At 56.3% G+C, this 12,539-nt stretch carries 8 protein-coding genes and 1 tRNA gene; 3 read left to right on the forward strand and 6 right to left on the reverse strand.

The window, feature by feature from the left end; translation table 11 throughout:
- Positions 1 to 627 precede the first annotated feature (627 nt).
- Both IPK32_04275 and IPK32_04280 read right to left on the reverse strand, forming a co-directional pair.
- Positions 628 to 1,812 carry a hypothetical protein gene (locus IPK32_04275; protein ID MBK8091213.1) on the reverse strand — a complete coding sequence of 395 codons (1,185 nt, stop codon included), beginning with the start codon at positions 1,810 to 1,812 and terminating at the stop codon, positions 628 to 630.
- Positions 1,800 to 4,040, reverse strand: a complete 2,241-nt coding sequence (locus IPK32_04280; GenBank protein MBK8091214.1) for a hypothetical protein — start codon at positions 4,038 to 4,040, stop codon at positions 1,800 to 1,802. Before IPK32_04280 ends, IPK32_04275 begins: the two co-directional genes overlap by 13 nt.
- An 819-nt stretch (positions 4,041 to 4,859) precedes the next feature.
- Between IPK32_04280 and IPK32_04285 the strand changes: the two genes are divergently transcribed.
- From IPK32_04285 to IPK32_04295, 3 genes are all read left to right on the forward strand, one after another.
- Positions 4,860 to 5,168 carry a helix-turn-helix transcriptional regulator gene (locus IPK32_04285; protein MBK8091215.1) on the forward strand — a complete coding sequence of 103 codons (309 nt, stop codon included), beginning with the start codon at positions 4,860 to 4,862 and terminating at the stop codon, positions 5,166 to 5,168.
- Between the two features lie 770 nt (positions 5,169 to 5,938).
- Positions 5,939 to 6,655 carry a hypothetical protein gene (locus tag IPK32_04290; protein ID MBK8091216.1) on the forward strand — a complete coding sequence of 239 codons (717 nt, stop codon included), beginning with the start codon at positions 5,939 to 5,941 and terminating at the stop codon, positions 6,653 to 6,655.
- A gap of 663 nt (positions 6,656 to 7,318) precedes the next feature.
- Positions 7,319 to 7,912 carry a hypothetical protein gene (locus tag IPK32_04295; GenBank protein MBK8091217.1) on the forward strand — a complete coding sequence of 198 codons (594 nt, stop codon included), beginning with the start codon at positions 7,319 to 7,321 and terminating at the stop codon, positions 7,910 to 7,912.
- A 563-nt stretch (positions 7,913 to 8,475) separates the two neighbouring features.
- Here IPK32_04295 and IPK32_04300 read toward each other — a convergent pair.
- The 4 genes from IPK32_04300 to IPK32_04315 form a co-directional block, all read right to left on the reverse strand.
- A complete protein-coding gene (locus IPK32_04300; protein MBK8091218.1) occupies positions 8,476 to 9,333 on the reverse strand; it encodes a 50S ribosomal protein L11 methyltransferase in 858 nt (285 codons plus the stop codon).
- 49 nt (positions 9,334 to 9,382) lie between these two features.
- A tRNA-Gly gene (locus IPK32_04305) sits at positions 9,383 to 9,457 on the reverse strand.
- Between the two features lie 221 nt (positions 9,458 to 9,678).
- Entirely contained in the window at positions 9,679 to 11,013 is a 1,335-nt protein-coding gene (locus tag IPK32_04310; protein ID MBK8091219.1) for a DUF1501 domain-containing protein, read from the reverse strand.
- A gap of 108 nt (positions 11,014 to 11,121) precedes the next feature.
- Entirely contained in the window at positions 11,122 to 12,504 is a 1,383-nt protein-coding gene (locus tag IPK32_04315; protein ID MBK8091220.1) for a hypothetical protein, read from the reverse strand.
- Between the last annotated feature and the right edge of the window lie 35 nt (positions 12,505 to 12,539).

Here is a 12,539-nt window from a genome sequence, read left to right on the forward strand (position 1 = left end):
CATCTTGGTTCTTGGTTCGTCGTTCTTGGTTCTTGAACGTTGAGCGTTCGATGTTGAACGTTCCTTCCCCGACGCTGAAACCACGGATCGGACGGATGATGACGGATGATGCGGCCCGCTCCTGGGAAAAAGAGGACTTTGAATGGGTGTGTGTGGCAGTTAAGATGGAGCTGCAAAAATTCCGCTGGTTATGAGTGATCGACGCCCCCCACCTCAAACAAATCTGCTCCGTGAGTTAAAAGCACAAATGCGAAGCGGCTCACTCTCCCTAGAGGAGGCGGCGGCGAGGCTATTAGAGGCCAGCCCGCCGGAAGCTCGACGCACCATGGTAGATGCCATTGATTTTCTGCGTCCTAAGCGCTGATGGATCACTCCATCCGTCCCATCCGTAGTCCGGCTCGGAGTCGGAGGAAAAGGCGGCCATCGTCCGTGGACAGGCGGTTGGACCACGTCATCACCAATCTGGAGCTGAGGCCCTTGAAGATGAACATCGGCAAACGAGATGCCATGGGGGGAGTGGCAGTGGGCGCTGGCCCAGCGGCTGAGGAGCGCTGGGCTGCTGAGGTGATGATTTCTCAGAGTGTTGTAGCCTGCCGCCGTTTTCCTCACAGCGCGCCCGAGCTTTTCTCAATTCAGTGTTCTTAGCACAATAGTCGAGGCAAGTTGGGCAATCGTTGTTGACTGAGAAGGTTGAACGTACAGCACAATTATGAGGTGGTCATTGGCTTCACCACTTTCGGCAAAGGTGCGCACCCACTTCTCGCTGTGTTGGTTCGGAAGCAAAGCTGGTATGCTCCCACTTTCTGTGGGATGGACCAGCCATGTTTGAGCGCCAAGCATAGTCCCAGCACTAGTCGATACTTCCACAGAGAACTTACCAGCCGCAGCACCTAACGATGAAGTTTGAATCGCCAAGGCTAGCCAAGTCTCATTCTCTGGACGATTAGACAAAAACTGGCCGGCCAGCGCATTCACAACAGGCATCTTGTGGATCATGGCGTCATCAAATGACACCATTTGCAATCCTACTGGTAGTCCTCGGGGAGGGGTTCCTGATGGAACACGCTGCCCGAGTCCAAAAACAAACGTAATAATCATGGCAACAGTTGAGAGCGTGCCGAGAATCCACTTGTAAGGCAATGCCCACAGTAGCTTACAGGCCTGCCCCAAACTTGCATGCTCTTTGTAAGTTTCCAACGCCTTTACCAGGGCGTCGAAGTTCTCGATTGGATGGGGTCGTCTTTCCAACAATACTAGATCGAAGGCGCGAAGGGCAAGTAGTTGCAGAAAAGGGGTGAGCTGAGTGAAGGTTCCGGGGAACGTCAGTTCGCCATATACCTTGCGTGCTGCCTCACTCGAAAGTTCAAGCCGTCCAGCAAGATTGAGCAGTGGCAGCTTGATAAAGCCTAATGGACTTTCCATTCCATGGTTTTTGCGTAACACGGCTCGAAAAACCTCATTGACCTGCTTTGGAATAGGATTCGTATTTCGCTCCCGTGCGGAAAGAATCGGCTCAAGGAACCCCATAGCAACTTCAAATTTTTCACAACCAACCAGAAGGAGAAAAATTAGCGAATCGTTCTCATACCAGCTGCTTCCCTCACTTGTACGCCGTTTTTGATAATTAGCCACCTCTAGCTTGAAGGCGTCTACGTCGGCCCTCACGACCGCGCGGAGTAAGTCCGAATGCGGGAAAGCTGTTTCGCTACAGTAGTCGAATGACGCCCCGAATAAAAATGCATACATTGCACGCATTTCCACGTCATCTTTAGCCTGCTGAGTGACAGCATCGCGCTCGCTTAGAGATACCATGCTTTCCTCCGAAAATGTTGATCAAGAAACACCGGGTTCCAACCTTTTATCCGCTGAAGTTTTGCGCTCATCTCAGCCATGAGGCTAGAGTAGAAAATTGTGACCGGCAATTCACATGGGTAGAAGCTTCTCCAGTTTAAGAACGAGAAATCCAATGCTTGTTGCGAAATATAAGCAAGGTCGATGTATGTGGACTTTTCATGAAGGCGCAAGAGCACAGGAGATGGTGCTCTATGCTTTTTGTTTGGTCGGTCACTATCGCCGCGCAATTGTATCAAACATGAATGATGATCGAGAATCAAATTTGCTCCACGTTCACAGAGTGTGAGCTGGGGATGGCCGACTTGTTCTGAAATGCCTTGATACATCATCCAAGGGTGCTTTGTAGAAACCGTTACAAAAGCGTAGATGATTTTGAACTGCGGAAATCGCTTCACCAGTTGCGCAACCACATCGACCTCCACATCCTTCAGAGGTTTGAAGGCGTGAAAAACTAGCCGCACAGTTTTGCCTTCCTTCCAAGCGTATTCCATTGAGACGAATTTTAGCGACTCCTCTAGGCTATGTAGTAACTGCCCAAAATACTCTGCATAAGGCACGCTCTTTAATTCCTGCCCCATCAAATAACGCCCATCACCAAGGAAAAAAGTCGTAAGACCAACAACACGGCTCTGCTCAGCACCGCTCCAAAGATTTGGGCGCTGGATCGTGTTGCCTATGCCAACGACCAACTCTGCGTCAACGCTTTGGCTACCTGGAAGCAGCCATGGGATGCCGCCGAGCTTTGCATAAATTTGCAAGGCGGTTGGTCCAAGTGTCCAAGCAAGCTCCCGCGGCTCCATACGCAAATGTTCCTGGCGGACGCACTGCACAGATATTCCATAACTCATCAAACGCGCCTTGGCACGGTAGTATGGATTCTGAGCCGCAGGGAATGAAGCAGAGTCGACAGGACACTCGACTAAAGCGAGCTCGAACTTATTCGAACCAGCCTCCTTGACGGCATCGTCAATTGCTCTCTCATAATCCTCGGGAAAACTCGCATTAATTTCCTTTATTGCGTAATCAACCTCATGAAGGCGGAACAGGTCGCGAAGGCCTTTCTTGAAGTAAGAACTTGTTGGAATCCCATCTATCAGCTGAGCCAAGAATTTGGTCGCTGCTCCATGATTCCGATGATGAAAAATGGCCAAAATGCGTGGACGCTTTCGGTCAAAACGACTCGAATCAAATGGGCCAAATTTAGACAACCCACTGAGCGGACGAGAGGCAGCAGCTCCAGGGCTATAGTCAAACACGAGCTTGGTTGGCTCAAGTGGGAGCGTCGACGACGCAAGGGTGGGTGATCGCTCAACCGAGAATGTGAAGCCATCAGCATTTTCATAAGTCTGCTGTGAAAACCAATCCGCAACGCGCGTGACCTCGAAATAGTGCGCGCCTGCTTTGACGCGTTCTCCTTCTAAATCGCGCAAACGTCTAAAAATGGCAGTGACCTTGGTTGCCCCAAGCTGGGATTCGAGATAACGACCAATTTGTTCATGAGTCCGCTGCAATACCAAGGCGTCTAGTGGACGTGTTTCGATGCCCGAATTGGTCCGCACCAAAGCCATATCCCCTTGAATTTCTTCAATTTCGCCAAGGAGTGACTCGTCAGGTGCCAGCACACCCTCAAGACCGGGAATCGCAATAGATTCCAATACACTGCAACCCACTAAATTAAATCCTTCGGCCTGAAGCTTAGTTAATGAAGCGCCCATGCGCCACCGGTGCCTACAAACAACCAGAAGACCTACACGTGGCTGGTCTTTTTCTAAAATACTTCGCACATGAACTTCGTTAATTCGTGGAAACTGAACTACTTTAGCCAGATCTAATGACAGCAGCTTTTGCATCGGATCGTGCTCTTTTTTACGCGATGGAAAACGGAGCGGAGCAAAGTCTTCCGGAACGAGTGCTGGAAACGCATCGCGAAAGGTCCGAAACAGAAGATGCCTGACCATCGAAGAAAGCACATCTGTGTGTTGGGCAACCTGTAAACGGATTACATCTCCCAGAGATAAGTCCTCACCTTTTCTTGGTGAAATATAAATGTGATCTCCGTGCCGGAAGAATGAGGAGGAGGAATTGTATCGAGTCCTTAGCTCCTTGAGCTTTTCATACGAGTAGTTAACTCGCTGAACATCGAACTCAGAGAATGGAAACTTGATTGGGAAGAAATTAGTGACCATAATGAGATTCGATATTCTGGCATGTTGGATCTTCTGTTCAGGTAAACCATGCGGGTATTTTGCTTATCCAAGCGGGGAATGAATCCGAAGGCAAGACTTTGAATTCGATCAATAAATAAATAAAGAAAGTGCGGTTTATTGGCAGTTCTGCCAATAGACGAATCGCCGAGGTCATGAACCATCGCGTGCCATCCAATCATGGCAAGAGTCATGCAGGCGAAAGCGTCTTACTCTCGCCACAGTTCCCGGTCTTCGGACCGGAAGTCAAATGACGTGGAGACGAGGACCTGAGGATTACGGCGAAAGAGCATGGATCTTATGAAGACACTCCTGTCTGCTCGGTGGCGCCTGGGCAAGCAGCTGAATGGCGGACAGTCAAGAGTGTCTGTCTCACCCTTTTGGCGGCGGCGACTGTTCTACTTTCTTCTTCCCAAATGGGTGACAGGTCTGCTATAACCACGACCTCAACCCACCTGGATCATGAAGGCGAAGACGTTTTCAAGGCGGAACCGGTCGCGTGACCGGAGGGATAGGGACAAGCCGGAGGGGGAGACTTTGAGACAAGGAGGGCGGCAGCGCCGAGAGACTTTTAGAGCAGGAGAAGCGGTGACGAGCAGGCAAGACGGAGGGGACTTGCGAGACAAAGCAGACAAGGGAGCGGGCCAGAACCCTGAACCACGAACATTCAGCGTTGAACGTTCAAGGGAAGGCTCTCCGCTTTTCCAAGTCTCCGAGTCTCCCAGTCTGGGCACGAGGCGGCCGGAGAAACCTCAAACCGTGGGAGGGCGGGGATGACTGACGCGGTCGCCGCTGTGTGGCATGAGGCACAAACCGTCGTTTTCGCTGACTCCGGCGCAGGTGATCTGTCGCTGCCGGGAGGAGGGGCATCGTGACATCTGTGCGGGGCAGGTGCTGGCGCTGCGGGCTTGCATGATGGAGCTGGACTGGAATATCAGCGAGCTGGCGGATCACTCCCATGTTTCGAGGCCGATGCTTTCGGAACTGCTGGCGATGAAGAAGATCGCCACGGCGGATGTTTGGGACCCTGTGGCGGAGTGCCTGGGGATGCGGCTGCATGCCTTCGATTTACTGGCGCAGCATTGCCTGGACGCGGAACTGTCGCTATAGCGACGTTTACGGATGCCGAGGCAGTGAGAAAATGCGCCCATGAACGCGACTTCTCCTCGTCTCATCCACTCCCAGTCTCCCAGTCTGGCACACGGGGCGAAGGGCATGGAGCCTGAGGGCCGGAAGTGGGCGATGAAGGCTGCGGGGCGGTTTCCAGAACGGAGACGTGCTTTGACACTGCTGCCGCGTCTAGGTGCAGCGCGGCAAGGTTCTTTGGCAGTGCGGGCGGGTGAAGGTGCGGTGTGGGTCTGCGCTTTTGCAGGGCCCAAATGGCAAGGTGCAACGCCGAAAGGTTCTTTGGCAGCGCGGGAATGGGAAGATGCAGCGCCAGAATGTTCTTTGGCAACGCGGGAATGGGAAGATGCAGCGCCAGAATGTGCTTTGGCAGCGCAGGAATGGCAAAAGGCAGCGGAGCGGTGCACTTTGGCAACGCGGGAATGGCAAGGTGCAGCGCCAGAATGCACCTGTGCAGAGAGGAAATGTTCTTTGCCAAAACGGGCCGAAAAACTCGGTGTCGGCTGGTCGCCGCTGCTGGAGGAGGTGCGGCAGCAAATCCGCTGTCTGGCGCAGCGCATTCCCTCACGCTCGCGGCTTCCAAAGGCTCGCGTCTCATCGTGTCCTCTTCTCATCGTCTCTCACACTTTAACCCGGAGGGCTGGCTGATGGCTCAGTGGAACAGCGGGGCGACGTGGTCGTCCGGTCAACTTTGGGGGCCAGCGGCCGTGCCGGTGGTTCCATTCAATGAAAACACGACAACCCACCATACCAAGATGAAACGACAACCCTACTATCCAAGGCTGCTCAGCGATCAGGCGGAGTGGCATAGCAATCTGGCGTCGAAGCTCCCCGGCTACGCCGCACCGCTGGCCCTGGCCGCGGCCGAAGTGGACAGCGCCGTGGCGGATAACCAAACGCTGTCCTATGCGCTGGGCGACTGGATCGTGAGTGTGCGGGACTTTGCGCCGTCCTGCACCTCCAGTCTGGAGACGCTTTCCAGTGGATTGGGCAGCGTGAACTACGTCTTTCCGACGCATCAGGTGCCTGTGCCGCCCACCATGCCCGCTGGGATCACCGGAGTGAAGCCGGGGGCGCTGGACCGCACCTTCAAGCTGGCGCAACTGATCAAGGCGCGTCCGGGCTACACGGAGGCGATCGGACTGGACCTGGGGATCGTGGGCAGTGTGGCACCGGAGCCGCTGCCGAGCGCGACGCCGCGCATCAAGGTCACGGCGGAGCAGGGACCGGACTGCGAGTGTGCGCGGGTGTCCTTTTACAAAGATGGGCACCAGGGCGTCATCGTGGAGAGCCGCCGGGGAGCGGGAGCCTGGGTGCAGATGGGCATCGTGACGAAAAGCCCCTACCTAGACGAGCGCCCCCTGCTGGTGCCCACGCAGGCGGAGATCCGCGAGTACCGCGCCCGCTTCTGGGACGACGGCAAAGGCAACGGAGACTGGTGCGACGTCGCCAAAGTGACGATCAGTCCGTAAGGGCGGAGCAAAATCCTACTCGTCCTCGATTCTAAGACGTCTCAGACACCCCGAAGCTCCGCGTCTAGCCAGAGACTTGGAGAAGAGGAGACTCTCGCGGCGCAGCCGCTCTCCACGTCTCACCACTCCCCGTCTATCTTCTATCTTCTCCCTCTGTGCCTCTCCGTGCCCCTCTGTGGTAGAACTCTTTTAGCATCAAGGAGGCGGAGGCGGATCAACCAAGAACAACGAACCCTTACCCCATCCGTATCATCCGTGGTGAAACCATCCGTTCATCCGTGGTAAAAAAGACGCCGCAGGATCGAGGCCGAGCGAATCAACCAAGAACAACGAACCAAGAACCAAGCCCCCCCCCTCTGTGCCTCTCCGTGCTCTCTGTGGTAGAACTCTTCTAGCATCAGGGAGGCGGATCAACCAAGAACAACGAACCAAGTACTCTTACCCCATCCGTAGCATCCGTGGTGAAACCATCCGTTCATCCGTGGTAAAAACGACGCCGCAGGATCGAGGCCGAGCGAATCAACCAAGAACAAAGAACCACGAACCCTCCCCCCCTCTGTGCTCCTCCGTGACCTCTGTGGTAGAACTCTGCGGCTTCATGGAGGCGGAGTAGGAGACGGAGGCGGAGTCAGATAACCAAGAACCAATAACGAAGAACCCGTCATGCCCTACGACCCCAACATCCCCCAAGCGGGCACCGAAATCGACGCGGTGCAGATGCGTTCGCAGCTCAACAGCCTCAAAGACCTCATCGACGCGATCCAGAACGGCATCACCAGCGCCGAAGTGGACAGCGTCAGCACCTTACCACCGGGCAGCGCTGCCAGTGTCGGCATCAGCCTCAATGGCAGCGTGCTGCACTTCAGCTTTGGCCTGCCAGAGGGCCAACAAGGCCCCCAGGGCACCAACGGCAACGATGGCGGCACAGGCCCCCAAGGCCCGCCCTTTGCCAGCGCGGTCGTGGATAACGTCAACACGCTCGATCCCGGCCAAAACGCCACCGTCAGCGTCAGCTTCGATGGAACGAACGTGCACTTCACCTTTGCCATCCCACGCGGCAACGACGGCATCCAAGGCCCGCAAGGAATCCCCGGCGAAGTGACCCAAACCGACCTCAACAACGCCCAGCAAAACACCCTGAGCCAATGCAGCAACAACTCCAACAACGTGACCACCCTCGACTCCCCCATGGCCGAACCCGACATGGAATCCCTCCGCAACGCCTACAATAACCTCGTCAATGCTCTGCGGCGGTGAGGGCCGGGGGAGGAGAAGATAGAGGATAGAGGATAGAGGAAAGCCCACTGCCAAGTGATCCTACTCGTCCTCCTACTCCGACTCGTCCTCGATGCTTCCGCGCCGCAAGCACCCGATGCTCCGCGACTCGTTGAGAGATGAAGATGAAGAGCAAGATCATGAGCAAGACTCAGCAAGCCCACTGCCAAGTGATCCGACTCGTCCTCCTACTCCGACTCGTCCTCGATGCCTCCGCGCCGCAAGCACCTGGTGCTCCGCGCTTAAGGGAGAGAGTGAGATGAAGAGCAAGATCATGAGCAAGGCGAATAAAGCCCACTGCCAAGTGATCCGACTCCGAACTCTGTGCTCCTCCGTGACCTCTGTGGTGAAAAGAACGGGGAAGGAACGTTCAACATCGAACATTCAACGCTCAACATTCAACGACCAAGAACCAAGAACCAAGAACCAAGAACCAAGAACCAAGAACCAAGAACAAAGAACCAAGGAACTCTGTGTTCTGCCGTGTGCTCTGTGGTGAAAAGAACGCGGAAGGATCGAGGACGCTTCAGATGCGAAGTCCTTCGTTACTTTCCACGCACCTTGCCGATCATGGTGACCCATTTGCCACGGCGAATGACTTCTGTGGGCTTGAATCCTGCTTTTTTGCCGGCTTTGAGGCAGGTGTCTGCCTGAGTGTGTAGGATGCCAGATAAAATGAGCAGTCCGCCTGGAGCCACGGCTGCCGCGATGCGCGGGAAAGCGGCTTCCAAGACATCATGGAAGATATTTGCAGCGACGATGTCCCACTGGCGCGGTGGTGTCCACTCCAGCACATCGACACGCTCAAAGCGGATCTTCGGCGTGAGATTGCGCTTGGCGTTCTCTTTGGAGATTCGCACGGCAGCAGGGTCGTAATCACAGCCCCAGGCATCCTTTGCACCGAGCTTCATCGCCGCGATGGCTAATATGCCACTGCCACAGCCCAAGTCCGCGAGGCTCCAGGGACGTTTGGCAGCCTGGAGGGGCTTTGCAGCATCCACCAGCAGCCTCAGCACGGTGGAAGTCGTTTCATGATGTCCGGTGCCAAAGGCCATATCGGCCGGAATGGCGATGATTTCGCGTCCAGGATATTCACGGCGGTTTTTGGCGATTTCGGCCTCATTGCGTGCGGTGGTGATGACGAAGGTCTCACGCACCTTCAGCGGCGGAGTGGCCTTGGAGGCCATGGCGGCCCAATTTTGATTCTTCAGCTCACGCACACTGCCTCCCCACATTTTTTGGATCGAGTCGGCTCGCCTTTTTGTGGGACAGTAGATTTCCACACGCACGGTATCACGGCCAGGGATGCTCGTGATGACCAGATTCACATCCGTAGCACCCGCGAAACGTTCTTCCCAGGCGTCAGCCCACTTTGAGGCAGAGAGTTTGGACCAAATGTGCATGGAATACCTGTGTTGCGGACTGGGGACGGCGTCCATTTCTTTGAAGAAATGGAGCGGGTGACGCGATTCGAACGCGCGACATCTTCCTTGGCAAGGAAGTGCTCTACCACTGAGCTACACCCGCGAGATTTGAGTGCGCGGATGATGGCGCTTCTCGATGCAGGCGCAAGCGTAATTTCAAATAATCCGTCACTATCACGGATGCTCGGCGGGCCATTGCGTTGGATAAGGTTCATCCGCTGCGCTTTGAACAAGTTCTTCGGTACTTCTCCGAGCGTTTGAGCAAAAAAAGCCCGGACAAATGATGTCCGGGCTTTTGTTGGTGAGATGCTGCTCGGTGCAGGATTAGGCGAGGAGCTCGGTCATGATGCGGCCACCATTGACGATGTCGATCGGGCGGTTGCCGTCGGACATGATGCGCTTTTCACTGTTGATGCTGAGGAGGCGGTACATCGTCTTGGCGAGGTCTTCTGGGCCGACGGCGTCGCGGTCTGGCTCAGAGCCGAGCGCGTCGGAGGCACCGTGGATGTAGCCTTCTTTGACACCACCGCCCGCCATGGCGACGGAGAAGACGCGGGGCCAGTGGTCACGACCATTGGTGCCGTTGATCTTCGGTGTGCGGCCGAATTCGGAGCTGACGATGACGAGAGTCTTCTTGAGCATGCCACGGTCCGAAAGGTCGGTGATGAGGCGTGCGAAGGCCTGATCGAAGTTCGGGGCCTGGCCCTCAAAAGCGCCTTTGATGTTGCTGTGGTGATCCCAGCCACCGTAGGTGACGCTCACCATGCGGACGCCGGCTTCGACGAGGCGGCGGGCGAGGAGGAAGCGCTGACCGGCGGTGTTGCGGCCGTATTCGTCACGCAGCTTGTCGGATTCTTTGCTGAGATCGAAGGCTTCGCGTGCCTGGCTGCTGCTGATGAGGTTGTAGGCACTCTGGTAGAAGCTGTCCATGGCGTTGATGGCGTCGGACTTCTCGGCGTTTTTGAAGTGCTCATCTACGGTGCCGAGGAGGCTGCGGCGGCGGTCAAAGCGCTTTTGGTCGATGTCTTTGGGGCTGAGGAGGTCACGCACGGTGAAGCCTTTGTCAGCGGGGTCGCTGCCGAGGGCAAAGGGGCCGAAGGCGCTGCTCATGTAGCCGGTGCCCTGCTCAGGAACGGAGACGTTCGGGACGACGACGTAGGGAGGCAGGCTGTTACGGATGCCGAGCTCGTGGCTGACCACGGAGCCGAAGCTGGGGAACTTGATCGCTGGGCTAGGGCGGTAGCCGGTGAACATGTTGTGGGTGCCACGTTCATGGGCGGCTTCACCGTGGGTCATGCTGCGGATGACGGTGAGCTTGTTCATGATCTTGGCGATGTTGGCGAATTTTTCGCCGACGTATTCACCTGGGAGGCTCGTTTTGATCGGGGTGAAAGGGCCGCGGTATTCCGGGGAGGCAAAGGGCTTCGGGTCCCAGGATTCGTGCTGAGCCATGCCACCAGGGAGATAGATGTGGATGACGGAGTCAGCGACGGCCTTGAATTTTTCCACATCAGGCATCACTGGGGCGGCCTGGAGGCGCAGCATGTCTGGAAGGGTGAGGCCGAGGCTGCCAGCCATACCGACATAGAGGAAGTCACGGCGGCTGGCGCCGGAACGGAGGTCCAGGTGGTTACCCTGGCAGTTGGGGTGCATTTTCATGGATGTTGTTGTAGCGTTTTTGGGGAAAAGACGAGGGAATTACGAGTTCTTTGAGCCATTCTTGCGCTTACTCCGAACTTTTTTGCTATTAGGGGGGACAACGGCCTATCAGGGGATGAGCCATCCTTCTTTGACGATTTCTGTGACCCAGACCTGCCGGGGGGATGTGGAGGAGCTGGGATATTTGATGCGGAGGGTGAGTGGGAAGGGCTTTTTGTTGCGCTGACGCTGCCAAAATTCAATTTTTTGAGCGATTTCTCCCTGCCGCTCGCAGTAGCCGTGGATGGAGGTCGTGCCTGGTGGACCTACGGGGATCAGCTCGACGCATTTGAGCAGGCCTGGATTGCCAAAGAAGCCCTCATAATAGAAGGCGTCTGCGACCATGACACGGACGAGGATGGGGTAGGTGGGTTTTTCGGTCTGGATGGTGTGCCAGGGCTTTTCACAGAGGCCGACGAAGGATGCCCAGTCCACGCGGGGGCCTTTGGGGCTCTGCTCGACGTAGGCTGGGCGGCTGGCACCACCTTCGAAGACGACGGCGTGATGGTAGAAGCCTTCTTCGGCTTCACGAGCCTGGATGATGCTTTCGACGGGGATGGCGCCATCGGCTTGATCGGTGTAGTAGGCCTCCATTTGCTTCTGGAGCCCCTCGACGGGGCGTGACCATGTGGCGCGGTCTTGCCACTTGGTGGAGGAGAGGAATTGCTTCAGCGCTAGGACGGAGAGATTGGCCTCCATGTTGGAATCTGCGCTGGTGATGGGCTTCTCTGCGAGGGCGGCTTGGATGTCCTCTTTTTGTCCTGGTGGCCTAAAGACGAGGCTACCCTCTGGCACGGGTGGCGGGGGGGGCTCTGCTTTGGTGGCGAGGACGGCGGCGGCCTCTGCGGGTGAGAGCTGTGGGGCGGATTGTTTGGCGCGGTTGTGGGTATATTTGGCCAGCAGGACGGCGATGATGATGGCGATGAGCACGAGGCTGGCTCCGAGGATGAGGCGCTGGCGGAACTCCTTGATTTCGGGGTCGAGGCGCATGCGGTCAAAGGCATCACCAGCGAGCACCTGGGGCTCGTGCGAGGGGGTGAAATTCAAGCTGCGGAGCGGATCGGTCGGCGTCGGTGGTGCAGACTCCTCAGTCGGGGCTTCTGCTGCTGCTGAAGGAGTAGTGGTGGTGGTCGGCTTCTCTGCGGATGCTTCGGGTGCGGGCTGGGACGGCGGCGCAGCTGGTGAAGCTGGTGTTGCTGGTGAAGCTGGTGCCGATGTGGCAGGAGGGGCCTTTTTGACCTGGTGCGGGATGCTGAGTTTGCTCTCGGTCGTGACTTCTGGGACTACGCCGCCCATGAGGAGGGCGCGGCGGCGGGCTTTGGTGCTTTTTTCGGTGGTTTGTAGCACGAGCATTTCCCCGCAGGATGGGCAGGGACGTGTGCGCGTGACACCTGCGACCTGCACTTCGACAGGTTTTTCACAGTGTGGGCAGATGAGGGATACGGCAGGCATTAAATAAGAGACATGGTGGGACAGCTTGTAGCGGA

It is taken from the genome of Verrucomicrobiaceae bacterium (assembly GCA_016713035.1).
GTDB lineage: Bacteria > Verrucomicrobiota > Verrucomicrobiia > Verrucomicrobiales > Verrucomicrobiaceae > Prosthecobacter.

Coding starts and splice junctions, on each gene's coding strand:
- IPK32_04275 (MBK8091213.1), bottom strand. CDS start 1,812: ATGGTATCTCTAAGCGAGCGCGATGCTGTCACTCAGCAGGCTAAAGAT.
- IPK32_04280 (MBK8091214.1), bottom strand. CDS start 4,040: ATGGTCACTAATTTCTTCCCAATCAAGTTTCCATTCTCTGAGTTCGAT.
- IPK32_04285 (MBK8091215.1), top strand. CDS start 4,860: ATGAGGCACAAACCGTCGTTTTCGCTGACTCCGGCGCAGGTGATCTGT.
- IPK32_04290 (MBK8091216.1), top strand. CDS start 5,939: ATGAAACGACAACCCTACTATCCAAGGCTGCTCAGCGATCAGGCGGAG.
- IPK32_04295 (MBK8091217.1), top strand. CDS start 7,319: ATGCCCTACGACCCCAACATCCCCCAAGCGGGCACCGAAATCGACGCG.
- IPK32_04300 (MBK8091218.1), bottom strand. CDS start 9,333: ATGCACATTTGGTCCAAACTCTCTGCCTCAAAGTGGGCTGACGCCTGG.
- IPK32_04310 (MBK8091219.1), bottom strand. CDS start 11,013: ATGAAAATGCACCCCAACTGCCAGGGTAACCACCTGGACCTCCGTTCC.
- IPK32_04315 (MBK8091220.1), bottom strand. CDS start 12,504: ATGCCTGCCGTATCCCTCATCTGCCCACACTGTGAAAAACCTGTCGAA.